Here is a 22,753-nt window from a genome sequence, read left to right as displayed (position 1 = left end):
ATGAAAACCCAAAGTGCGGTTTGGCTGGTGTGTGCGCCATTTATTGTGTTGTTTTTGCTCTTTCAACTCCTGCCGCTGGGTTGGATCATCATCAACAGCTTCCAAATAGAAGACGAAGGCTGGGGGCTTGGGAATTTTATTGAAATTGCCCAATCGCCGTTTTATCGCCAAGCGATAGCTTACTCGTTGGAGATTTCGTGGTGGTCGAGCTTGTTCGGGCTAGTGATCGCCTTTGTGGGCAGTTATTCCCTCAGTGCGCTGCAGCCCTCACGCGTGGGGCGTTTTATTTTGTCGTTTAACAGCATGACCAGCAACTTCTCTGGCATTCCGCTGGCGTTTGCGTTCATCATTTTGGTTGGGACAAATGGCACGGTGAATTTGCTGCTGCGGGAATACGGCTTTTCGGCGGTGAATATTTATTCCAAAAGCGGCGTGATTTTGATTTATACCTATTTTCAAATCCCGCTGGCGGTGTTGCTGCTTTACCCCGCGTTTGAAGCGCTGCGCCAAGAGTGGCGAGAAGCGGCGATGCTGCTGGGCGCCGGGCGGCTGACCTATTGGCTGAAAATTGCCCTGCCGGTGTTGATGCCGTCGATTCTCGGCACCTTTGTGATTTTGTTTGCCAACGCCATAGGCGCCTATGCCACGCTGTATGCCCTGACCAACGGCAATTTTAACATTATCCCGATTCGCATCGGTGCGCTGGTCAGTGGTGACATCTTCCTCAACCCCTATTTGGCCAGTGCGTTGTCGGTATTTTTGGTGCTGTTGATGCTGCTTATCACCGTGATTCACCGCACTTTGCTGAAAAAATATCACCTGCAGGAGGCACAATGACCCGCGCAAAACTCTATCACAGCGGCGTGGTGGCACTGTTGTTGCTGATTCTCGCCGCCCCCATTGCCGCCACGCTGGTTTATTCCCTTTCAACCCAGTGGGGCGCGACCTTTTTGCCCGAGGGGCTGACACTTAAGTGGTATGCCCAGTTGTGGCAAGACACGCGCTTTCTCGCCGCCCTTGGCCGATCGCTGCTGGTTTGCACCCTTGCGCTGGTGGTGGCGGTGGTGTGTACCTTCCCGGTGATTTTTGTGGTCAATTATTATTACCCCAAACTCAAAGGGCTGATGAACTTGCTGGTGATTTTGCCCTTTGCGGTGCCGCCGGTGGTGTCGTCTGTGGGCTTGCTGCAGCTTTATGCCGACGAGCCGTTGGCGTTAACGGGCACGCCGTGGATTTTAATTGGGTGTTATTTCATCATTGCCTTGCCGTTTATTTACCGCGCGATAGAAAACAATATGCAAGCGATTAATCTGCGCGATTTAATCGACACCGCCCGCCTGTTGGGCGCAAGCATGCCACAGGCGGTGATGCAGGTGATTGTGCCGAATTTGCGCCATGGCATTCTCTCGGCACTGTTTTTGTCGTTTTCATTCCTCATTGGTGAATTTTTATTCGCCAATATGTTAGTCGGCGGGCAGTTTGAAACCTTGCAGGTGTATCTGTTTAACATCCGCAACCGCAGCGGGCATTATTCCAGCGCGCTGGTGGTGTCGTACTTTTTGTTAATTTTAATCGCCACGTTGCTGGCTAATCTCAGCAACAAAGCGGCACACAAGGAGCGATGATGTCGTATTTAGCGGTGGAAAACCTCCACAAAGATTACGCCAACAACCCGATTTTTCAAGATATTGCGTTTTATGCCGCGCGTGGCGAGTTTGTCACGCTGCTCGGCCCCTCAGGCTGTGGCAAATCCACATTGTTGCGCTGCATTGCGGGGCTGACGGATATCAGTCGCGGGCAGATTCACCTCAATGGGCGGGATATCACCGCACTTTCACCACAAAAACGCAACATCGCGATGGTGTTTCAAAGTTATGCCCTCTTCCCGAACATGACGGTGTTTGACAACGTGGCGTTTGGCCTGAAAATGCGCAAAGAGTTGCCGTCGGCCATCAAAGTGCGGGTGGAGGAGATTTTAACCCTCGTTGAGCTGCAAGATTACGCCAAGCGTTATACGCATCAGCTCTCAGGCGGGCAGCGCCAGCGGGTGGCACTGGCCCGCTCACTGGTTACGCGGCCCGATTTGCTGCTGCTCGATGAGCCACTCTCCGCCCTTGATGCCAGAATCCGCAAACACCTGCGTGAGCAAATCAAAAAAATCCAGCAGGAGTTCAACCTCACCACCTTGTTTGTCACCCACGATCAAGAAGAAGCGCTGACGCTCTCTGATCGCATTGTGCTGATGAACCAAGGACGGATTGAGCAAAATTGCGATGCCGAAACCCTTTACCTCGCGCCGAAAACGCGCTTTAGTGCCAGTTTTATTGGCAATTACAACGTGCTCAGCGCACAACAAGCCAGCACGCTGTTGGGCCAGCCGATCACGCGCGATGTGGCCATTCGCCCTGAAGCGATAGGGCTGACGGTGGATTTTATCCACGGCAAAGGGCACATCACCGAGCGCAGTTTGCTGGGCAATATTGTCCGCTATCGGGTGTCGGTTGGCGGCATGGCGCTGACGGTTGACCACCTCAATTTAAGCAAGGCGGCGTTGCTGCCCGTTGGCAGCGTGGTGGCGCTGGATATCCCAGCGGCGCAAATACAGGAGCTCGAATGCAACCCCTCGTGTTATTCGATTTAGATGAAACCTTGATCGCCGGCGACAGCGCATCACTGTGGGTGGCGCATTTGCATCACTGCGGCTGGGTCGATGCGGCGTTTGTCGCCAAAGAGCAGGCGATGATGGCGCAATACAGCCAAGGACAGTTGCCTATGGCGGCGTATATGCGCCATTTTCTCTCACCACTGGTGGGCAAAACCTCGCCAGAGATTGCCCCGTTGGTTGAGCAATTTGTGCAAAGTGCGGTTTTGCCTAAGGTTTATGCCCAAGCCAAGCAAACGCTTGCCTATTGGCAGGGGCAAGGCGCGCGCCTGATAATTGTCTCCGCCACCGCGGATTTCCTCGTCAATGCCATTGCCAAAGCGCTTGGTATTACCGAGGTGGTGGCAATCACCTGTGAGCAGCGCAACCGCACTTTCACCGGCAACACCGTTGGGGTGTTGAGCTATCAAGCGGGCAAAGTCACCCGCGTGCAGGCGCACTTGCAAGCGCACGCATATGCGTTGCGCCATGCGCGATTTTATTCCGATTCCATCAACGATTTGCCCTTGCTACAGGCGGTTGCCCACCCCATGGTCATCAACCCTGATGCCAAGCTCCACAGCCACGCGTTGCACCACCACTGGCCCATTTTTCACTGGCAATAAATCAAAAGTGCGGTCAAGACCGCACTTTGGGTTTAGCGTTGTTTGTAATGCACGTCGCTTAGTTTTGCCAGGCGTTCGGCGGCTTGTTCGGCAGTCAAATCGCGCTGCGCTTCGGCGAGCATTTCATAGCCGACCATAAACTTGCGCACGGTGGCTGAGCGCAGCAGTGGCGGGTAGAAGCAGGCGTGCAGCTGCCAATGGTCAATGTTGCGCCCGTCTTTGAAAAACGGCGCAAAGTGCCAGCCCATGGAGTACGGGAAGGCGCACTCAAACAAGTTGTCATATTTGGTGGTGAGTTTTTTGATCGCCACGGCTAAGTCGTCGCGCTGGGCGTCGTTGAGCTCGTCAAAGCGGCGCACTTTCACTTTCGGCAGCAGCATGGTTTCAAACGGCCACGCCGCCCAGTACGGCACCACGGCCAGCCAAAATTCGGTTTCCACCACGGTGCGCGCGCCGTCTTTCAGTTCGGCGTTGACGTAATCAAGCAGCAAATTGCTGCCGTGCTTGTCATAATAGGCTTTGAGATTTTTCTCTTTGGTGGCAATTTCGTTGGGCAAAAAGCTGTTGGCCCAAATTTGCCCGTGCGGATGCGGCTGGGAGCAGCCCATCATCGCGCCTTTGTTTTCAAAGGCTTGCACCCACAAATACTCTTTGCCAAGCTCCTGCAGTTGCGCATCCCAAGTATCAATCACGCCGCGAATGGCACTTAAATCCAGCTCGGGCAGCGTTTTGCTGTGGTCGGGTGAAAAGCAAATCACGCGACTTAGGCCACGCACGCCTTGCACTTGAAAGAGCGGGTTATCACTTGGTGGCGCATCGGGGCTGTCGGTCATCAACGCGGCAAAATCGTTTTGGAAGACATAGGTGCCTTGGTAATCGGGGTTCTTCTCGCCAGAAATGCGTGTGTTGCCAGGGCAGAGAAAGCAGTTGGGGTCATAGCTTGGCAGTTCATCGCGCGCGGGCGCTTCGTTTTGCCCACTCCACGGGCGTTTGGCGCGGTGCGGGGAGACTAAAATCCATTCATCTTTGAGCGGATTATAGCGGCGGTGCGGGTGTTCGGTTGCATCAAATTGCATAGTATGCTCCTAGTTTTTGTGATTTTTTTGAAAATTCCAGGTGTCTTGCATCATTTGGTCGAGCTTGCGCTGCGCCTTCCAGCCGAGGTGTTCAAAGGCTTTTTGCGGGTTGGAATAACACACCGCAATGTCCCCCGGTCGGCGTGGGGCCATCACATACGGGATGGTGATGTGGTTGACCCGCTCAAAGGCGCGCACCATGTCGAGCACCGAGTAGCCTTCACCCGTGCCAAGGTTGTAAATGTGGCTGCCTGGCTCGTTTTGGTGTTTTTTCAACACCGCCAAATGCCCAAGGGCCAAATCCACCACATGGATGTAATCGCGCACGCCAGTGCCGTCGTGGGTTGGGTAGTCATCACCAAACACGGAAAGTTTTTCTAACTTGCCGGCGGCCACTTGGCTGATGTACGGCATCAAATTGTTCGGGATGCCGTTAGGATTTTCGCCAATTAGGCCGCTTTCATGCGCGCCGATAGGGTTGAAATAGCGCAAAATCATGGCGCTGAGTTGTGGGTGGGCGTGGGCGGCATCAAGCAAAATGCGCTCAACCATGTATTTTGAGGTGCCATACGGATTTGTGGTGTTGCCCACGGCGCACTCTTCGGTGATTGGGATTTGCTGCGGGTCGCCATAAACGGTGGCTGATGAGCTAAACACAATGTTGTTCACGCCCGCTTTTAGCATCGCTTGCAGCAAGGTGAGGGTGCCGGTGACGTTGTTTTGGTAATAAAAGAGCGGTTTTTCCACGCTCTCGCCCACCGCTTTGAGGCCAGCAAAGTGAATCACCGCCTCGATGTTGTGCTTGGCAAAGAGGTTGTCGAGCAAAGTGCGGTCGAGAATGTCGCCTTCATAAAAAGTGACGGATTTGCCGCTGATTTGCTCAATTTTGCCGATGGTGGATTGAGAGGCATTGTGCAGGTTGTCTAAAATCACCACCTCAAGGCCTGCGTTTAAAAATTCGACAGCGGTGTGGGAGCCAATATAGCCGGCGCCGCCGGTGATTAAAATTGCCATAATCTTCTCCTAAAAAGTCAAAAGCCTTTGCTCATCACGGTGGCAAGCAAAGGCTTTGTGTTACAACACGCAAGGTGTCACATTAGTCTTGTTCTTTTGCCACTTTAAGGCCAAGTTTTTTGGCTTTTTCGATGGCGCGGATTTTACGTTCTTCCACCACTGCCACCAAGGCCAAGAGCACCACGGCAATCACACAGGCAACGTAGAACACGCTGAACACATCCGCCCAGCCGTGCAAGTTGTGGCCGAAGATAGTCAAGCCGTTTTTGTTCGGGTCGGCAATCGCGGCCAAGCCCACTTTCGCGGTGGAGTCACCAAAGAGATACCCGAAGGTGCCGGCCAAGCCGTTGGCCACACTCACGCCTTTTTTCGGTGCCAAGTTAATGATAGACAGCGGGATTAATGTCAGTGTACCGAAAATCAACAAGCCAAGTAAGAATAGGGCAATGTTCACCGCCATCACGCTGGAGCCGTCGCGGTAGTAGCCGATGGTGAAGAACACGATGGTCAAACAGAACACACCCACCAAGGCGTTGCGGCCTTTGAGGTAGTCGGCCACCACACCCCAAGTGAGGCTGCCTAAAAAGGCGCCGGCTTCAAAATAGAAGATGGTGTTCACGGCATCATAGCTGCCGAAGTTGAGGGTTTCACGCACGTATAATGGCGCCCAGTTATCGATCCCGATACGCAGGATATAACCAAACACGTTGGCGATACACAGCACCCACACCCACGGGTTGGAGAGCAGGTATTTTTTGAAGATTTCCCATTTGGTCATGCTCTCTGCGGCGATGTTTTCCGCCTCGATTGGCTCTTCAAAAATCTCTTCAGAGCGGTTCCAGCCGAGCTCTTCTGGGTCGTCTTTACCCCAGAACAGGCCGATAACACCAATGATTAACGCAATCACCGCCGGGAAGATGAACATCCCAACAATATTGCCGCCAAAGAAGGTGTTGGCACCCCACAGCGCTAAGGCACCGGCGATGGCGCCACCGACGTTGTGCGAGCTGTTCCAAAGGCCCATGGAGGTGGCACGTTTAGTACGCGGCACCCAGCGGTAAATGGTGCTGTATGAGGCAGGACCACCAACGGATTGGAAGGCACCATTGAGCCCCCACAACACGATAAACACACCAATCACCGAGCCGAAGGCGCTGAGCACCAAGCCCATGGCAATCACCACCAAGGCGGCGCAAATCAAGCAAAATGACATGATGCGTTTGGTGTTTTTACCATCGATGAAATACCCGAAAATGGTTTTACCAAAAGCGTAAATAATCGAAAACGCCAAGCCGATGTAGCCGAGTTCTAGGGTTGAGATGCCGTATTCTTCTTTCAAGAACGGTTGCGCGGCCTTGAAGTTATTACGGATGAGGTACATACACATGTACGCCAAGAACACCACCATAAAGGCTTTCATGAACTGCTTAAGCCATTGTTTGCGCTGCTGCGCGGTGGTCAACCCAATCGGTGGAATTTTTTTAATATCAAAAAACCCTGCCATGATACAACTCCTGTAATGTGAGATTAATAAGAATTTTTATTAAAGTGATTAATAAACGAAACGCGATTGTAAAAAAAAAAATAATAATGCAAAGCATTAAAACAGCATTTTGTGAGGTATATCAAATTTTGAAATGAGAAATTTTCAGCTTTCAAAAGCCCGTCACAAATCCCACTTTTCGTGCTTGCGATAACGAACATTTTTGCCTTTAATAACTCCCCGAGCCCTCCGTTTTGGAGTCTTATTAAAACACAACACTTTAAGGGTATCTTTATGAAAAATATGAAAATCTCCGCTTTAGCACTTGTGCTTTCTCTCTCCAGCGCCGCGGCGCTGGCCAGTGACGCCACCAGTCAAATTTTAGAGCGCTTCACGCACTATCCGTTTGCGGTGATGACCGCCTCCCACCGTGCGCAAGCCGGCCTTGAAAGCCGCATTTTCCCGGAAAACTCGCTGGCGGCGATGGAGCTTGCCATCAACCGCGGCGTGAGTATCATTGAGTGCGACCCACGCTTGACCGCCGACGGCGAATATGTGCTGATGCACGACAGCACCCTTGACCGCACCACCAACGTGGCGGAGGTTTTCCCCGACAGAGCGGAGAAAGAGGGCAAATACAAAGGCAAATATTTGGTCAACAAATTCACCTTAGCCGAAATCAAGCAGCTCAAACTCACCGACGGCTTTGATGGCCAAGAGCACCGCGTGCCAACCCTGCGTGAAGCGCTCACTTTGGCGAAAGACCGCGTATTCCTTGACCTCGATTTGAAAGAAATCGACATCCCGCAGCTGGAAAAACTCATCGCCGAGTTTGGCAAAGACAACCTGCTGGCGTATAACTCCAACGCGGAAAAATTAAAAGAAGTGACCGATAAAATCGGCGTTATCCCGCTGCCAATCAACACGCCACTGCAAAAAGGCGGCGACCCGGTGGCGGATTTCAAAAAATTCAAAGAGATGTGGGGCGATGAGTTCAAAATCATGCACACCCAAATGGCGGACATCTCGCCTGAGCTTTTAGACATTGCCGATAAAAGCAAAGTGCGGTTGTGGATTAACACCCTCAACGACCCAGACGGTGCGGCTGAGCGCTTTGATTATTCCGTGTGGAAGAGCTACCTCAACTCTGGCGCGAACGTGTTCCAGTCTGACCTCGCGATTGAGCTGACCCGCTTTATCGAGCTGCGCGATGCTTGCACCTCACTGAAAAACGTGAAAATTTGCGACACCTATCGCTAAGCAACACAAGACAAGGGGTGTGAAACGCCCCTTGTTTTTAGCAGTCTTGACGTCTAGATTGTGATTTTTAAAAAATTTGTTACAATACGCCTATTCTTTTTATGGCTAAAGGGCAAAACGATGGCACAGTGGGATGGGAAATACATTAGTCCGTATGCAGAGCACGGCAAAAAAAGTGAGCAAGTGAAGAAAATTACGGTGTCAATTCCTATCAAGGTGTTGGAGATTTTGACCAATGAGCGCACCCGCCGGCAAATCCGCAACTTGCGCCACGCCACCAACAGTGAGCTGTTGTGCGAGGCCTTTTTGCACGCCTTCACTGGCCAGCCGCTGCCCACCGATGACGATTTGATGAAAGAGCGCAGTGATGAAATCCCAGAGCAGGCCAAGCTTGAAATGCGCGCCCTTGGGATTGACCCTGACGAGTGGGAATACTAACGCTAACCGCACTTTAAAGTGCGGTTTTTAATTGGGCACACCGCGCAGCAGGGGCACCTTTTCAAACGGCGCTTGTGAGGTGGTGGCGGGGATGTCGTTAAACAGCAAGATAAACGGCGCAACTGGCACCGCCTTTTCTTTGCGCCACAGGCTGGAGATGCTCACCAGTTGGATGTCTTTGGGCAGTGTGGCAATGCCGTGTTGCAGCACGGCGATGGTATTTTTGCGCGGGTGGCCGATGGCAATCGCGCTGCCATGCTTGCGGGCATAGTTGACCGCACGTTGAAATTGCCGCTGCACGTCGGCCAACGCGTCGCTGTCATCTAAAAAAATATGCCGGCTCAACGCGCCCACGCCGTGTTCTTTGGCGACCTTTTCCGCCACGCTTGAGCCGATGGTGCGGCTGTCTAAAAAGAATAACTTTTCCTGCGCGAGTTTTTGCATTAAATGATTCATCAAAGTGCGGTCAGAGGTGGCGGCGCTGCCCATGTGGTTGTTCATGCCGATGGCGTGGGGCACGCGCTTTTTGGCGTAGTCGACTTTGGCGGCCACTTGCGCGGCACTCATGCCGATAAGCAACGCCTCGGGCTCAATTTTGTGCTGGCCTTTGGGCTGCATTGGCTGGTGAATGAGCACATCGCGCTGCTGGGCAAAGGCTTTGTTCGCCCGCTCGGTGGCATAAGGCGATGAGGGGATAATCGCCACACTCAGCGCACGCGGCATGGCATAGATTTTCAAATCATCGCCTCGATAACCCACGTCATCAATCACAATCGCCAGCTTGCCGGCCTGCACGCTGGCGGCAAAAAGTGCGGTTGCAAGCGAGATTATGCAAAGTGCGGTTTTTTTCATGGCTACCTCACCCAGCCTTGTGGATTGAGTGGCTTGCCTTTGCGGCGGATTTCAAAATAGAGCGCCGCGCGCCCTTGCCCGCCGGTGCTGCCCACCTCGGCAATTTTTTGCCCGCGTTTGACATATTGCTGATTGGCCACGCTGATGCGTTGGTTGTAGCCATAAAGGCTCATGTCTCCCGCGCCATGGTCAATCAGCACCACCAAGCCGTAGCCTTGCAGCCAGTTGGCTAAAATCACGCGCCCGTCAGCAATGGCATGCACCGGCGAGCCGGCCGGCGCGTTAATCACCAAGCCGCGCCAGCGCAGTTCGCCCATTTGCACGCTGCCGTAGCGGTTCGCCACACTGCCCGAAACCGGCATGGCATATTGCTGCTTGGCCGCGCCCAAGCCACCGCCTTGGCGGGTGAGTTGGCGCTCTTGCTCGGTGGGTTGATAAGGCTTGTTGTTGGCCTTTTCTTGCGCGGCCTTTTTGCGCTCGTAGGCGGCAATTTCACGCTGCTTTTGCTCACGCGCGCGCTTTTCCGCCGCGGCAATTGAGCTTTTCAGTTTGGCCTCATTTTGCTTGAGCACATCAAGGCGGTTTTCGCTTTGTTTAATCGAGCGGTCAAGCTTGGTGAGGGTGGTTTTGCGCTCACGCTGGCTTTTTTCAAGGCTGGTTTGCGATTTTTTTTGCTTGCTTAAAATCCCTTGCAGCTGGGTTTGCTGGGCTTGCGCTTGCGATTTTTGCGCCTCAAGGCTCTCTTGGGTGTGTTTAATCTCGGCAATCAGCGCCATGCGTTTGCGGTTGAACTCTTGATAATAGGCAAACATCCGCCCGCTTTGCTGGGCTTTGTCGCTGAGCATGCGCTCAATCACCGACGGGTTGAGCCCCGCGCGGTAGGCGGCATCAAGCTGCTCGGCGAGTTTTTGCTTTTGGGTGCGCAGCTGTCCTTCAAGGCGGGCGATTTGCTTGTCGCTCTCGGCGATGTCTTTGCGCACCTCGCGCAGCTCTTGCTCGGTTTTGCGCAGCTCCCCGAGCACCGCGTTGATGTTGCTTTCGTGCTTTTTCAGCTCTTGTTGCAGCTTGTTGTGCTCATTGCGCTGGGCGTTGAGCTTTTGCTGCTGCGCTTTGATTTGGCTGCGCACCTGAGAGAGGTCATCGGCGGCCTGCGCGCCAGTTACACTCACACCGAGCGCCAACGCGGCCAACAGGCTTAAAAAAACTCGCTTTTGCACACAACCTCCAAAACAATCCTAATCGCCCTATTCTACGCGTTAATCACAAAAAAATCAGCCTTTGGCGAAAATATCGTGAAAGTTGATCTCGCACTATTTAAACTTCGGCCATTATTTGCTATAAAGGCGCAAGTATTTTGATATCTTAAGGAGCTTAAAATGAAACTCGTATTTATTCGTCATGGTTTTAGTGAATGGAATGCCAAAAACTTGTTCACCGGCTGGCGTGATGTGAACCTCACTGAGCGCGGCGTGGAAGAAGCCAAAGCAGCGGGTAAAAATTAAAAGACGCCGGCTTTGAGTTTGACATCGCCTTCACCTCTGTATTAACCCGTGCGATTAAAACTTGTAACATCGTGTTGGAAGAGTCCAACCAATTGTGGATCCCACAAGTGAAAAACTGGCGTTTGAACGAACGTCACTACGGCCAATTGCAAGGCTTGGACAAAAAAGCCACTGCCGAAAAATACGGCGAAGAGCAAGTTCACATTTGGCGCCGTTCATACGACACCTTGCCACCGTTGTTGGACAAAAACGATCCAAACTCTGCCCACAACGACCGCCGCTACGCCAACTTGCCAAGCGATGTGGTGCCAGACGGCGAAAACTTGAAAGTGACTTTAGAGCGTGTGTTGCCATTCTGGGAAGACCAAATTGCGCCTGCGTTGTTAGACGGCAAACGCGTGTTAGTCACCGCGCACGGTAACTCACTGCGCGCTTTAGCTAAACACATTGAAGGCATCAGCGACGAAGACATCATGGGCCTTGAAATCCCAACCGGCCAACCGTTGGTTTATGAGTTGGATGAAAACTTCAACGTGGTGAAAAAATACTACCTCTAATGCCTACACAAAACACTTCTTTGGCGTGCGCCAAAGGAGTGTTTTAGTCATGCGTATTTTATTTGGTCATCGGCCAAAGTGCGGTTATACTTACCCACTGTTTACGTTTTTAACTTGAGAGCAAAGCATGCAAGAATTTTTACCCCAAGCGATGGAATTTGCACGCAATCACACCATCATGGTGATTGCTTGGTTGGCGGTGTTTGTCGCCGTGATTGTCACCAGTGTTAAATCCGCCACCTCAAAAGCCAAAGTGATTGATAACGCGCAACTCACGCAACTTATCAACAAACACAACGGCATTGTGGTTGATGTGCGCAGTGACGAAGAGTTTGCCCGCGGGCATATCGCCGGCAGCGTGCAAGCCTTGCCAAGTGAGATCAAAGGTAAACACATCCCCGCACTGGAAAAATACAAAGCCGTGCCGGCCATTGTGGTCGACAGCGCAGGCTTAGGCTCTGTGGAGTTGGCCAACGCACTTTATAAACAAGGCTTTAGCCAAGTTTATAGCCTCAAAGAGGGCATTGCCGGCTGGAACGGTGCCAATTTACCGCTTGTTAAACATTAATTAATCAGGGAGTTTTTATGGCTGACGAAAACCAACAAGACAACAACGCTGCAACCGAAACTGAACAAGCTGAAGCGTCGTTGCAAATTCAACGCATTTATATCAAAGATGTGTCGTTTGAAGCGCCAAACTTGCCAACTATTTTCCAACAAGAGTGGAAGCCGCAATTGTCGTTTGACCTCAACACCGAAACCCAAGTGCTGGCTGAAAACGTCTATGAAGTGTGCTTAAACCTCACCGTTGAAACCAAAATGGAAGGCAGCGACGAAGTGGCCTTTTTATGCGAAGTGAAACAAGCGGGCGTGTTCACCATCACCGGCCTTGAAGGCGTGCAATTAGCGCACTGCTTGAGCGCACAATGCCCGAATATGCTCTTCCCGTACGCGCGTGAGCTGATTTCAAGCTTGGTTAATCGCGGCACCTTCCCAGCATTGAACCTCTCGCCAATCAACTTTGATGCACTGTTTATGCAACAGCTGCAAGAGCAAATGGCGCAAGAAGAGGGCGAAGGCGAAGAAACCACGCATTAATCCATGGCTATTTATACATAAAACGCAGGCACGCCCTGCGTTTTTGTTTTATAATCAGCAAAAAGGCTAAGGAGAACAAGATGACGAATGCAATCAGCCACATTCCGATGACGGTGCTCGGCGCAGGCTCGTTTGGCACCGCACTTGCGATTGCGCTTTCTCGCAATGGCGCACCGACCTATTTGTGGGGGCACGACCCTAACCATCTTGAGCGCTTAAGCCATGACCGCGAAAATCGCGACTTCTTGCCTGATATCGCCTTTCCTGACAGTTTGATGATTGAGCCTGATTTGGCGCGCACGCTGAGCCACTCGCGGGATGTTTTGCTGGTGGTGCCAAGCCACGTGTTTGCCGATGTGCTGGCGCAAATCAAACCGCACTTGCAGCCCAACAGCCGCCTTATTTGGGCCACCAAAGGCCTTGAGCGCGACACCGGGCGGCTGCTCAGTGACGTGGCGCGAGAAATGCTCGGCCATCACTACCCACTGGCGGTGCTCTCTGGCCCCACTTTTGCCCACGAGCTGGCCTCAGGCCTGCCAACGGCGATCGCCATTGCCTCCGATGATGTGAATTTCGCCAAAGAGGTGCAATCGCGCATTCATTGCTCGAAGCATTTCCGCGTGTATGTCAACAACGACCTTATCGGCGTGCAGCTTGGCGGCGCGGTGAAAAACGTGATCGCCATTGGTGCCGGGATTTCAGATGGCATGGGCTTTGGTGCCAATGCGCGCACGGCGCTGATCACTCGCGGTTTGGCGGAGATCACGCGCTTGGGCTTGGCGCTCGGCGCGCAGCCAGAAACCTTTATGGGCATGGCAGGCTTGGGCGATTTGGTGCTGACGTGTACTGACAACCAATCCCGCAACCGCCGCTTTGGGCTGATGCTCGGCCAAGGGTTTGACGCGCAAACCGCACTTTCGAATATCGGCCAGGTAGTTGAGGGCTTTTACAACACCAAAGAGGCGCATTTGCTGGCGCAGCACCACGGCGTTGAAATGCCGATCACCGAGCAGATTTATCAAGTGCTGTTTTGCGGCAAAGATGCCAAAGAGGCAGCGCACGCACTGCTGGGGCGCAAAAAAACAGAAGAATTTAGCCAATGATAAACACCACTCAATCCGAGCCATTGCAACAGTTGTGGCAGGCCATACGCGCCGAGGCGCACACGCTGGCCGAGCACGAGCCAATGCTGGCGAGCTTTTTTCATGCCACAATTTTAAAGCATCACCACCTTGGCCAAGCGCTGAGCTACATTTTAGCCAACAAGCTGGCCAATCCGATTATGCAGGCGATCGCGCTAAAAGAAATTATTGAAGACGCCTATCAGCACAACCCTGAGCTGATTGACGCCGCCGCCCATGACTTGACCGCGGTGCGTGAGCGTGACCCAGCGGTGACGATGCTCTCCACGCCGTTGCTGTATCTTAAGGGCTACCACGCGCTGCAAAGCTACCGCATCACGCACTATTTGTGGCAGCAAGAGCGCAAAGCACTGGCGATTTATCTGCAAAACCAAATTTCGGTCGCCTTTGATGTGGACATTCACCCCGCCGCGCAAATTGGCTGCGGGATTATGCTCGATCACGCAACCGGCATCGTGGTGGGGGAAACCGCCGTGGTGGAAAACGATGTGTCGATTTTGCAAGGCGTGACACTCGGCGGGACAGGCAAAGCCGAAGGCGATCGCCACCCGAAAGTGCGCGCTGGTGTGATGATTGGCGCGGGCTCGAAAATTTTAGGCAATATTGAAATTGGCCAATTTGCCAAAATTGGCGCCGGCTCCGTGGTGCTGCAAGCGGTGCCCGCTTATGCCACCGCCGCGGGTGTGCCGGCCAAAATTATCGCGCGAGGGCAGGCCGATGGCGTGCCATCGTTTGAAATGGATCAATACTTTGAAGCTGACAAAAACGCCACTTCGGCGTGCGTTGATGAGAGATAACACAATGACAACACAAAAATTAAGCGTGGTGGTGCTCGCCGCTGGCAAAGGCACCCGTATGTATTCCGATTTACCGAAAGTGCTGCACAACGTGGCAGGCAAGCCGATGGTCAAACATGTGATTGACACCGTGCAGCAGCTCAACCCTGAAAAGGTTTATTTAATCTATGGCCACGGCGGTGAGCTGATGCAATCGCGCCTCAAAGACGAGCGCGTGGAATGGGTGCTGCAAGCTGAGCAATTGGGCACAGGGCATGCGATGCAACAAGCCGCACCGCACTTTGCCGATGATGAGAACATTTTAATGCTCTACGGCGACGGCCCGCTGATCACCGAAGAGACCTTAACCCGCTTGATTTCCGCCAAGCCCGAAGGCGGCATTGCGCTGCTGACCGTTACTCTCGATGACCCAACAGGCTATGGCCGCATTTTGCGTGGCGAAAACGACAATATCGTCGGCATTGTGGAGCAAAAAGACGCCAGCGACGCCCAACGCGAGATTAAAGAGGTCAACTCAGGCTTGATGGTGGCCAGCGGCGCGAGCTTCAAACGCTGGCTGGCGCAGTTAGACAACAACAACGCGCAAGGGGAATACTACATCACCGATGTGATTGCCCTGGCCAATCAAGACGGCTGCCAAGTTGTCGGCGTGCAAGCGCTCGACCCGATGGAGGTGGAAGGCGCGAATAACCGCTTGCAACTCGCCGCCCTTGAGCGCTATTACCAAGCGCGCCAAGCCAAGCAATTGCTGCTTGCCGGCGTGATGATCATCGACCCGCAACGCATCGACATTCGCGGCCAACTCACTCACGGCAAAGATGTGGAAATTGATGTTAATGTGATCATCGAAGGCGATGTGGTGCTTGGCGATCGCGTGCGTGTAGGCGCCGGCTGCGTGCTGAAAAACTGCCGCATCGGCGATGATGTTGAGCTCAAACCGTACAGCGTGATTGAAGAGGCCACCATTGGCGAAAGTGCGGTTGTCGGGCCATTTTCTCGCCTGCGCCCAGGCACCGAGCTGGCTGAGCGCACCCATGTGGGCAACTTTGTTGAGATCAAAAAAGCCCATGTTGGCGAGGGGTCTAAAGTCAACCACTTGACCTATGTGGGCGATGCCAGCATCGGCAAAAATTGCAACCTCGGCGCGGGGGTGATCACCTGCAACTACGACGGTGCGAACAAATTCCAAACCGTGATTGGCGATGATGTGTTTGTCGGCTCCGACTGCCAACTTGTCGCACCCGTCAACGTGGCCGACGGCGCCACCATTGGTGCGGGCAGCACCATCACCAAAGATGTTGCCAAAGACGAGTTAGTGATCACACGCGTGGCACAACGCCACATTACAGGCTGGGCACGCCCGCGCAAAAAATAGCCAAGCCGCGCGCAGCGTGCCGTCCGCGGTGAACTTTATCACCGCGGATGTGTCTGAGTTAAACACCTAGTGAGGGGGCGGATATGCATAAAGTGCGGTTTTTAGGCTTGGCCTTGTGTTTGGCAATGTGCGCGCAGCAAAGCGCCGCGCACCCGCACGCGTTTATTGACTTGCAAACCACCTTTGTCAGCCAAAACGACGCCCTCACTGGCATGCAGATGCGCTGGTTGTTTGACGAGCCCTCCTCGGCAGAAATTCTCTATGAATTAAAAACCGGCAAAAACAGCCCGGCAAAACGCAAAGCGCTGGCGGATGAAATCATGCAAAACATCGTTAACCAGCACTATTTCAGCTATTTTTACAACGCCCAACACGAGCCGATTAAATACACCAGCAAACCGAGTGATTACGGCTTTGAAGTGAAAGGCCACCAACTATTGTTTTATTTCACGCTCAACCTCACCCACCCGCAGCCACTGAAAGGGTTCAAGGCATTGCTGCAAACCTACGACCCAAGCTACTATGTGGAGATGAGCTACCCCAACAACCACGGCGCCGAGCCGCCTGCGGGCAGCCAGTGCAAGGTGAGCGTGACCACCCCGAGCATTGATGAAACCCTCAAGCAATACGCCAACGGATTAGACAAATCACAAAAAGACGAAGATTTCTCGCTTGGCGTGCAGTTTGCCCAACGCGTGGAGTTGACATGCCCTTAAGCAAAAAAGCCTTATTCACACAAGTGCTGCTGTTGACCGCACTTTGCCTGTTGTTATGGTATTTTTACCCCAACTTGCTTGCGCAAGTGATGCGCTGGCAGCGGCTATTTAACCAATCGATCAGCGAAAACCTCCACCTCGTGCGCCAAGCGCCCGCCTACGCTGGCGGCTATTTGGTGCTGGTGAGCTTTCTCTATGGCGTGTTCCATGCCGTCGGCCCGGGGCACGGCAAATTTATTATCGCCAGTTATCTTTCAGCCAACAGCATGCAAATCAAAAAAGGCATCCGCCTCACCTTGGTGGCCTCGCTGGTGCAAGGGTTGGTGGCGATTTTGATGACCTCAATTGTGGTGGTGGTACTCACGCTCTCCTCGCGCTATTTCAAGCTCACGCAAGTGTGGATGGAACGCGCCAGCTTTGCCATCATGGTGCTCATCGGGCTTTATTGGCTGGTGATGAGCGGCAAAAAATGGCTAAGTGCGGTACGAGCCAAACCAGCTGCTGCAATCAAGGCGGTGAAAATCAAGCGCATCAACGCCACCGCGCCAATTCCACAAGCCAGCAACATTGGGCTTAAAAAGCCACTGAGCCACAGTGATGACGGCTGTGGCTGTGGCCACAAACACGCGCCCAACGCGCAAGAGCTGGCCGCCGCCAGTGATTGGAAATCGCAACTGATGATCATTTTAAGCATCGGCATGCGCCCATGCTCTGGCGCGATTTTTGTGCTCTTTTTAGCCTACATGCTCGACCTCTACCCTTGGGGCATGCTCGCCACCATGGCGATGGCCATTGGCACAGGGCTTTCGCTCTCTGGCTTTGCCTGCTTGGTGCTGTTCGCGCGCAGCCACGCCGTCAAACTCGGGCGCTGGTACCTCTCGCCCCAACTGAGCCAACACATCGGCCTGTGGGTTAAAATGGCCTTTGGGTTGCTGCTCATCGCCTTGGGCATCGCCCTCATCCATGGCACCACCTTGCCTGCCAGCGGCGGCGCGGCACTGTTTAGCCGATAATAAAAAACCGCACTTTAAAAGTGCGGTTTAGGGCAAGGTTATTTGTCTTTGCCGAGGAACTTCACGGCGAGATCAGGGAAGTCAGTGAACAAACCTGTGGCGCCGGCTTTGTTGAACAAAGCGTCGTACATTTCATCAACGTTGCTGAAGAAATCTGGCAGGGCGTCTTTGCGCACGGTGTAAGGGTGGAGCTCAAGCTTGTTGGCGGCGACATCAGCGACCATCTCGGTGTATTGAATGTTGCCTTTTGTTGATTTTTTGTCATCGATCAGCATATACCAGCCAGGGCCCACGCCGTCGGCGTATTTCGCCACTTCCGCCATTGCACCTGGTTTGAACATCCAGTCATAGTTGTAATTCACCCATTTGCCTTGGGCGTTTTTCTCTTCGGTTTCATGCCAGTCGGTGTAGGCCACCAGTTGCACTAATTTGATGTCCATGCCCAGTTTTGGCAGCAATTCGGTTTTGATGCGTTTGAGCTCGTTGAAGTCAAAGGTTTGCAGATACACTGGGCTGTCTTTGCTGGTGTAGCCGTATTTTTTCAACACTTTAAGGGTGGCCAGCGCGATGTCTTTGCCTTCTTGATGGTGCAGCCACGGCGCTTTGATTTCAGGGTAGATGCCAATTTTTTTGCCGGTGGACTTCTCTAGGCCTTGGATAAATTCAATTTCATCTTCAAAGGTGTGGATTTTAAAGTGTGATTTCCACATCGGGAAGCGGTCAGGGTAAACTTGCACTTGCTTGCCGTTTTCTGTTTTGAAGTTTTCAGTCATGTTGAGCTGCTGAATTTCCGCCAAGGTGAAATCCGCCACGTAGTAGCGGCCGTCTTTACGGTGGCGTTTCGGGAATTTTTGCGCCACATCGGTCAAGCCGTCTAAAAAGTGGTCGTGAATCACCACCAAACGGTTGTCTTTGGTCATCGCCAAATCTTGCTCGAGGTAATCGGCTTTTTGCCCAAAGGCGAGCGCTTTGGATTCGAGCGTGTGTTCAGGCAAATAGCCGCTGGCGCCACGGTGAGCGATCACTAACTTATCTTGATTATTGTGGCTGACCGCACTTTGCTGCCCTGCGCAGCCCACCAGCACAGCGCTACACAACAGCGACATCGCCAATACGTTGACTTTTTTCATAGGTGCTCCTTTTGCTTTATTTTAGGTATAAAAAAGGCGAAGGTTGCCCCTCGCCTTTGGCTTAATGATTAGTTGCCGTAACGGTCGCTTGCGGCAATGCGTGCTTTGTGTTTGCCTTCTTCAATCATGGTTAAGAGCAACAACAAGCAGGCGATGATGGCGCCGCCGACCATGATGTAAAAGCCACCGTCCCAGCCGTATTTGTCTGCAGCCCAGCCGATGATAGCACTGGCTGCCACGGTGCCGCCGAGGTAGCCGAACAAGCCTGTGAAGCCTGCGGCGGTACCGGCTGCGTTTTTCGGTGCCAATTCAAGGGCGTGCAAGCCGATCAGCATCACAGGGCCGTAGATCAAGAAACCAATCACGGTCATCATGATAAAGTCGGTCAATTGATATGGGTTTTGATACCATGGCAATTGAGCGTATTTCGCCATTTCATCTGCTGGTGTGGCCGGGTTAAGCCAGAAGACCACCACCGCGATGGTCACCATGATCATAAACACCAAGCCGGTTAAGCCACGTTTACCTTTGAACACTTTATCCGACATCCATCCACAAATCAGGGTGCCTGGAATCGCGGCAAATTCATAGATGGCGTAAGCCGAAGCAGTGGCTTTGATGTTGAAGTGTTTCACCTCACCAAGGTAAACCGGTGACCATTTCAACACGCCATAGCGGATGAGATAAACGAACACGTTGGCGATGGCGATGTACCACAACAGGCGGTTTTTCAACACATAAGTGATGAAGATTTCTTTCGCGGTGAGGGTATTTTCCGCGGTTTTCTCGTCGTAATCTTCAGGGTAGTCGTTTTTGTAGACTTCGATTGGTGGCAAGCCGCAGCTTTGTGGGCGGTCTTTCATCAAGAAGTAGATGATAACAGAGGCCACCATCGCTGCGATACCCGGGTAGTACAACGCTTGTTGCCAAATATCACCAAAGGTCACTTTGGTCACTTCAGGGTGGTTAGAGGCGTAGATCATAGTTGCCAAGCCCACCAACAGCGCTGGCACCATGCCGCCTAAGTTGTGCGCGGTGTTCCAGATGGATACGATAGTACCACGCTCAGTTTTTGACCACCAGTGCACCATGGTGCGCCCACATGGCGGCCAGCCCATGCCTTGGAACCAACCATTGATGAACAACATGATGAACATGATCAAAATGCCTGATGTCGCCCATGGCACCAAGCCCATTAAGGTCATACACAAACCGGAAAGCGCAAGGCCGACTGGCAAAAAGATTTTTGGATTAGAGCGGTCAGAAATCGACGCCATTAAAAATTTAGACAAACCATAAGCAAGCCCTGGCGCAATCCCGATCACACCCAATTGGGTTTTGGTGTAAAGGCCGGCTTCAATCAGCCCCTTTTGCGCCAAATCGAAATTACTGCGTACAAAATAATAAGCTGCATAACCAAAAAAGATCCCCATAAACACTTGCCAGCGCAAACGGCGGTAAGTTGGGTCAATTTGATCTTTCGGTAACAAAGGCTTATCGGCACTCGGTTTAAAAAAACCTATCATAAGTCACCCCTTAATTCGTTATTAATATTCTCTAGATGGCACAAATGTAGAAATTGTGTCTGAGTGCATAATAACATGTTTAATAGGGTTGTTAATTTTCGATTATGAAAATTGAGAAGAAAATCACATTCCATTTAGAATTTATTATTTTTTAATGAGATAAAATAATTATTCTCATGGAATGTGATGCAAAGTGCGGTTATTTTTTCCAATTTTTCAGCGCATCGGCAAAGGCATTGCCCAGGGTGCTGCTTGGGGCAGTTTTGCCGCGGCCAGTGTGGGCTTTTTTGTCGCTGCGCACCGCACTTTGGCCTTTTGGCTGGGCGGTGTCGTCAAGGCGGCAGGTCAGCGCAATGCGTTTGCGTGGGATGTCTACATCCAACACTTTGACTTTGACGATATCACCGGTTTTCACCACTTGGTGTGGGTCTTCCACAAAGCGGTCAGAAAGCGCCGAGATGTGGACTAAGCCGTCTTGATGCACGCCGATATCCACAAAAGCACCAAAGTTGGTCACGTTGGTGACCGTGCCTTCCAAAATCATGCCCGCTTTGAGATCGTCTAAGCTTTCCACGCCTTCTTTGAAGGTTGCGGTTTTGAACTCGCCGCGCGGGTCGCGCCCTGGCTTTTCCAGCTCTTGGAGAATGTCGCGCACCGTTGGCAGGCCAAAGCGCTCGTCGATAAATTGCGCTGGGTCAAGGGCACGCACCGCTGGGGTGTTGCCCATCAGTGCGTCAATCGGCTCGCCGCAGGCGTGCAAAATTTTCTCCACCACAGGATAGGCCTCAGGGTGAACGCTTGAGGCATCAAGCGGGTTGGCGCCGCCTTGAATACGCAAAAAGCCCGCACATTGCTCAAAGGCTTTTGGCCCCAGGCGCTGGACATTTTTAAGCTGCTCGCGGCTGTCAAAGCGGCCGTGCTCATCGCGGTAAGCCACGATATTTTGCGCCAAGGTGGCACTCAAGCCCGCCACGCGGGTTAATAACGCACTGGATGCGGTGTTGAGATCCACCCCCACGGCATTCACGCAGTCTTCCACTACCGCGTCGAGCTTGCGCGCCAGTTGGCTTTGGTTAACATCGTGTTGATATTGCCCCACACCAATGGCTTTCGGGTCAATTTTCACCAGCTCCGCTAAAGGGTCTTGCAAGCGCCGCGCGATAGACACCGCGCCGCGTAATGACACGTCCAGCTCTGGGAACTCTTTGGCCGCCAGCTCAGAGGCGGAATAGACCGACGCGCCTGCCTCACTGACGATAACTTTTTGCGCCTGCCAGTCTTTTGACTGCGCCAATACGCCGGCGACAAAGCGTTCGGTTTCTCGCGATGCAGTGCCGTTGCCAATGGCAATCAGCCCAACGTTAAAACGCTTGCCGAGTTGATAAATACTGTGCGCCGCGCGCTCAAGCTGGCCGGTGTGTGGATAAATCGTCTCGGTTGCCAACAATTTGCCTGTGCTGTCCACAACCGCCACCTTCACGCCGGTGCGCAAGCCGGGGTCAAGCCCCATGGTGGTGTGGGCGCCGGCGGGTGCGGCCATTAAAAGTGCGGTCAAGTTGCGTGCGAACACGTCAATCGCCTCGCCCTCGGCTTTTTCACGCAGTGCCGCCATCAGCTCGGTTTCTAAATGCAGCGAGAGTTTAATCCGCCACGTCCAGCTGATCACCTGCTCGCGCCAGCTGTCGGCCGGCTGCTGGTTTAATCTCACGTTGTAATGGGCGCGGATAATCTCCTCGCAGTGGCTTTGGCGCTTGTCTTCGCTTTCAGGGTCGGCGTCTAGGCTGAGTTGCAACACGCCTTCATTGCGCCCACGCAGCATCGCCAGCGCGCGGTGCGACGGCACTTTAGACAGCAGCTCGCGGTGGTCAAAATAGTCTTGAAACTTCGCGCCTTCCGCCTCTTTGCCCTCAATCACCTGCGACACCAAATAGGCATTTTTTTGCAGGTATGACCGCACTTTGGCGATCAATTCCGCGTCTTCCGCAAAGCGCTCCATCAAGATATAGCGCGCGCCATCGAGTGCGGCTTTGGCATCGCTCACGCCGAGCTCTGGGTTTAAAAATTCGCTTGCTTTGTCTTCAGGCACTAGGCTTGGTTCTTGCCACAGTGCATCGGCCAGCGGCTCAAGGCCTGCTTCAATGGCAATTTGCCCTTTGGTGCGACGTTTAGGCTTGTAGGGCAGGTAGAGATCTTCAAGTGCGGTTTTGCTCTCGCAGGTGGTGATCTTCTCGCGCAGCTCGTCGGTCAATTTGCCTTGCTCGTCGATGGATTTCAAAATCGTCTGGCGGCGCTCTTCAAGCTCGCGCAGGTAGCCAAGGCGCGTTTCAAAATGGCGCAGCTGGCTGTCATCTAGGCCACCGGTGGCCTCTTTGCGGTAACGAGCGATAAACGGAATGGTGTTGCCCGCGTCAAAAAGTTCAATCGCGGATAGAATTTGCGCCGGTTTCACGCTCAATTCCGTGGCGATGGTTTGGCTGATGTGTTGGTTTAGCATAGTCTTTTGCGGT

General features: G+C 52.9%; 20 protein-coding genes and 2 pseudogenes. 14 read left to right on the top strand and 8 right to left on the bottom strand.

What is annotated here, in order from left to right:
- The 4 genes from HPC37_RS08030 to HPC37_RS08015 are packed head-to-tail and all read left to right on the top strand — an operon-like array spanning position 1 to position 3,267.
- Positions 1-837, top strand: coding sequence for an ABC transporter permease (locus tag HPC37_RS08030; protein WP_208122640.1), 837 nt, complete (start codon positions 1-3; stop codon positions 835-837).
- Entirely contained in the window at positions 834-1,625 is a 792-nt protein-coding gene (locus HPC37_RS08025) for an ABC transporter permease (RefSeq protein WP_208122639.1), read from the top strand. The genes HPC37_RS08030 and HPC37_RS08025 overlap by 4 nt, the downstream gene beginning before the upstream one ends.
- A complete protein-coding gene (locus tag HPC37_RS08020; protein WP_208122638.1) occupies positions 1,625-2,641 on the top strand; it encodes an ABC transporter ATP-binding protein in 1,017 nt (338 codons plus the stop codon). Before HPC37_RS08025 ends, HPC37_RS08020 begins: the two co-directional genes overlap by 1 nt.
- Positions 2,614-3,267 (top strand): HAD family hydrolase, encoded by a 654-nt coding sequence (locus HPC37_RS08015; protein WP_208122637.1) that lies wholly within the window; start codon positions 2,614-2,616, stop codon positions 3,265-3,267. Before HPC37_RS08020 ends, HPC37_RS08015 begins: the two co-directional genes overlap by 28 nt.
- A gap of 32 nt (positions 3,268-3,299) precedes the next feature.
- Here HPC37_RS08015 and galT read toward each other — a convergent pair whose 3' ends face one another.
- The 3 genes from galT to uhpT all read right to left on the bottom strand — a co-directional run bounded on the left by galT (position 3,300) and on the right by uhpT (position 6,861).
- Complete coding sequence (gene galT / locus HPC37_RS08010) at positions 3,300-4,343, bottom strand: galactose-1-phosphate uridylyltransferase (protein ID WP_208122636.1); 1,044 nt, start codon at positions 4,341-4,343, stop codon at positions 3,300-3,302.
- Between the two features lie 9 nt (positions 4,344-4,352).
- Positions 4,353-5,357 carry a UDP-glucose 4-epimerase GalE gene (galE, locus tag HPC37_RS08005; RefSeq protein ID WP_208122635.1) on the bottom strand — a complete coding sequence of 335 codons (1,005 nt, stop codon included), beginning with the start codon at positions 5,355-5,357 and terminating at the stop codon, positions 4,353-4,355.
- An 82-nt stretch (positions 5,358-5,439) separates the two neighbouring features.
- Positions 5,440-6,861: a hexose-6-phosphate:phosphate antiporter UhpT gene (gene uhpT, locus HPC37_RS08000; protein WP_208122634.1), complete on the bottom strand. Its 1,422-nt coding sequence runs from the start codon at positions 6,859-6,861 to the stop codon at positions 5,440-5,442.
- 273 nt (positions 6,862-7,134) lie between these two features.
- On the opposite strand from uhpT, the gene HPC37_RS07995 reads away from it, so the two are divergent.
- On the top strand, positions 7,135-8,100 hold the full coding sequence (locus tag HPC37_RS07995) for a glycerophosphodiester phosphodiesterase family protein (RefSeq protein ID WP_208122633.1): 966 nt from the start codon (positions 7,135-7,137) through the stop codon (positions 8,098-8,100).
- A gap of 120 nt (positions 8,101-8,220) precedes the next feature.
- On the top strand, positions 8,221-8,538 hold the full coding sequence (gene metJ / locus HPC37_RS07990) for a met regulon transcriptional regulator MetJ (RefSeq protein WP_208122632.1): 318 nt from the start codon (positions 8,221-8,223) through the stop codon (positions 8,536-8,538).
- Positions 8,539-8,565: 27 nt separating this feature from the next.
- Here the strand turns inward: metJ and HPC37_RS07985 are convergent, their stop codons facing one another.
- Both HPC37_RS07985 and envC read right to left on the bottom strand, forming a co-directional pair.
- Positions 8,566-9,390, bottom strand: coding sequence for a divergent polysaccharide deacetylase family protein (locus tag HPC37_RS07985; RefSeq protein WP_208122631.1), 825 nt, complete (start codon positions 9,388-9,390; stop codon positions 8,566-8,568).
- Positions 9,391-9,392: 2 nt separating this feature from the next.
- Positions 9,393-10,607, bottom strand: coding sequence for a murein hydrolase activator EnvC (gene envC, locus HPC37_RS07980; protein WP_208122630.1), 1,215 nt, complete (start codon positions 10,605-10,607; stop codon positions 9,393-9,395).
- Positions 10,608-10,766: 159 nt separating this feature from the next.
- Here envC and HPC37_RS07975 point away from each other — a divergent pair.
- From HPC37_RS07975 to zevB, 8 genes and pseudogenes are all read left to right on the top strand, one after another.
- A pseudogene (locus tag HPC37_RS07975) lies at positions 10,767-11,449 on the top strand (2,3-diphosphoglycerate-dependent phosphoglycerate mutase).
- A 127-nt stretch (positions 11,450-11,576) separates the two neighbouring features.
- A complete protein-coding gene (locus HPC37_RS07970; RefSeq protein WP_208122629.1) occupies positions 11,577-12,017 on the top strand; it encodes a rhodanese-like domain-containing protein in 441 nt (146 codons plus the stop codon).
- A 17-nt stretch (positions 12,018-12,034) separates the two neighbouring features.
- Positions 12,035-12,547 carry a protein-export chaperone SecB gene (gene secB, locus HPC37_RS07965; RefSeq protein WP_208122628.1) on the top strand — a complete coding sequence of 171 codons (513 nt, stop codon included), beginning with the start codon at positions 12,035-12,037 and terminating at the stop codon, positions 12,545-12,547.
- An 80-nt stretch (positions 12,548-12,627) separates the two neighbouring features.
- The gene (gpsA, locus tag HPC37_RS07960) at positions 12,628-13,650 is read left to right on the top strand and encodes an NAD(P)H-dependent glycerol-3-phosphate dehydrogenase (protein ID WP_208122627.1); all 1,023 of its coding nucleotides are present in this window, start codon (positions 12,628-12,630) and stop codon (positions 13,648-13,650) included.
- Positions 13,647-14,486: a serine O-acetyltransferase gene (cysE, locus tag HPC37_RS07955; protein ID WP_208122626.1), complete on the top strand. Its 840-nt coding sequence runs from the start codon at positions 13,647-13,649 to the stop codon at positions 14,484-14,486. Before gpsA ends, cysE begins: the two co-directional genes overlap by 4 nt.
- A 4-nt stretch (positions 14,487-14,490) precedes the next feature.
- Positions 14,491-15,861 carry a bifunctional UDP-N-acetylglucosamine diphosphorylase/glucosamine-1-phosphate N-acetyltransferase GlmU gene (gene glmU, locus HPC37_RS07950; RefSeq protein WP_208122625.1) on the top strand — a complete coding sequence of 457 codons (1,371 nt, stop codon included), beginning with the start codon at positions 14,491-14,493 and terminating at the stop codon, positions 15,859-15,861.
- An 83-nt stretch (positions 15,862-15,944) separates the two neighbouring features.
- A complete protein-coding gene (locus tag HPC37_RS07945; protein WP_208122624.1) occupies positions 15,945-16,577 on the top strand; it encodes a DUF1007 family protein in 633 nt (210 codons plus the stop codon).
- A complete protein-coding gene (zevB, locus tag HPC37_RS07940) occupies positions 16,568-17,590 on the top strand; it encodes a zinc transporter permease subunit ZevB (RefSeq protein WP_208122623.1) in 1,023 nt (340 codons plus the stop codon). The genes HPC37_RS07945 and zevB overlap by 10 nt, the downstream gene beginning before the upstream one ends.
- A gap of 38 nt (positions 17,591-17,628) precedes the next feature.
- Here zevB and glpQ read toward each other — a convergent pair whose 3' ends face one another.
- The 3 genes and pseudogenes from glpQ to HPC37_RS07925 all read right to left on the bottom strand — a co-directional run.
- Entirely contained in the window at positions 17,629-18,720 is a 1,092-nt protein-coding gene (gene glpQ / locus HPC37_RS07935; RefSeq protein ID WP_208122622.1) for a glycerophosphodiester phosphodiesterase, read from the bottom strand.
- Between the two features lie 68 nt (positions 18,721-18,788).
- Complete coding sequence (gene glpT, locus HPC37_RS07930) at positions 18,789-20,246, bottom strand: glycerol-3-phosphate transporter (RefSeq protein WP_208122621.1); 1,458 nt, start codon at positions 20,244-20,246, stop codon at positions 18,789-18,791.
- A 322-nt stretch (positions 20,247-20,568) separates the two neighbouring features.
- Positions 20,569-22,740 (bottom strand): annotated as a pseudogene (locus HPC37_RS07925) (Tex family protein); the annotation flags it as partial.
- Positions 22,741-22,753: the final 13 nt, after the last annotated feature.

This window comes from Spirabiliibacterium mucosae (genome assembly GCF_014884965.1).
GTDB classification, from domain to species: Bacteria; Pseudomonadota; Gammaproteobacteria; order Enterobacterales; family Pasteurellaceae; genus Spirabiliibacterium; species Spirabiliibacterium mucosae.
This window is presented reverse-complemented; position numbering and strand designations above follow the sequence as displayed.

Coding starts and splice junctions, on each gene's coding strand:
- HPC37_RS07970 (WP_208122629.1), top strand. CDS start 11,577: ATGCAAGAATTTTTACCCCAAGCGATGGAATTTGCACGCAATCACACC.
- HPC37_RS08030 (WP_208122640.1), top strand. CDS start 1: ATGAAAACCCAAAGTGCGGTTTGGCTGGTGTGTGCGCCATTTATTGTG.
- metJ (WP_208122632.1), top strand. CDS start 8,221: ATGGCACAGTGGGATGGGAAATACATTAGTCCGTATGCAGAGCACGGC.
- HPC37_RS08025 (WP_208122639.1), top strand. CDS start 834: ATGACCCGCGCAAAACTCTATCACAGCGGCGTGGTGGCACTGTTGTTG.
- gpsA (WP_208122627.1), top strand. CDS start 12,628: ATGACGAATGCAATCAGCCACATTCCGATGACGGTGCTCGGCGCAGGC.
- HPC37_RS08020 (WP_208122638.1), top strand. CDS start 1,625: ATGTCGTATTTAGCGGTGGAAAACCTCCACAAAGATTACGCCAACAAC.
- uhpT (WP_208122634.1), bottom strand. CDS start 6,861: ATGGCAGGGTTTTTTGATATTAAAAAAATTCCACCGATTGGGTTGACC.
- cysE (WP_208122626.1), top strand. CDS start 13,647: ATGATAAACACCACTCAATCCGAGCCATTGCAACAGTTGTGGCAGGCC.
- HPC37_RS07945 (WP_208122624.1), top strand. CDS start 15,945: ATGCATAAAGTGCGGTTTTTAGGCTTGGCCTTGTGTTTGGCAATGTGC.
- galE (WP_208122635.1), bottom strand. CDS start 5,357: ATGGCAATTTTAATCACCGGCGGCGCCGGCTATATTGGCTCCCACACC.
- glpT (WP_208122621.1), bottom strand. CDS start 20,246: ATGATAGGTTTTTTTAAACCGAGTGCCGATAAGCCTTTGTTACCGAAA.
- HPC37_RS08015 (WP_208122637.1), top strand. CDS start 2,614: ATGCAACCCCTCGTGTTATTCGATTTAGATGAAACCTTGATCGCCGGC.
- HPC37_RS07985 (WP_208122631.1), bottom strand. CDS start 9,390: ATGAAAAAAACCGCACTTTGCATAATCTCGCTTGCAACCGCACTTTTT.
- glmU (WP_208122625.1), top strand. CDS start 14,491: ATGACAACACAAAAATTAAGCGTGGTGGTGCTCGCCGCTGGCAAAGGC.
- secB (WP_208122628.1), top strand. CDS start 12,035: ATGGCTGACGAAAACCAACAAGACAACAACGCTGCAACCGAAACTGAA.
- glpQ (WP_208122622.1), bottom strand. CDS start 18,720: ATGAAAAAAGTCAACGTATTGGCGATGTCGCTGTTGTGTAGCGCTGTG.
- HPC37_RS07995 (WP_208122633.1), top strand. CDS start 7,135: ATGAAAAATATGAAAATCTCCGCTTTAGCACTTGTGCTTTCTCTCTCC.
- zevB (WP_208122623.1), top strand. CDS start 16,568: ATGCCCTTAAGCAAAAAAGCCTTATTCACACAAGTGCTGCTGTTGACC.
- galT (WP_208122636.1), bottom strand. CDS start 4,343: ATGCAATTTGATGCAACCGAACACCCGCACCGCCGCTATAATCCGCTC.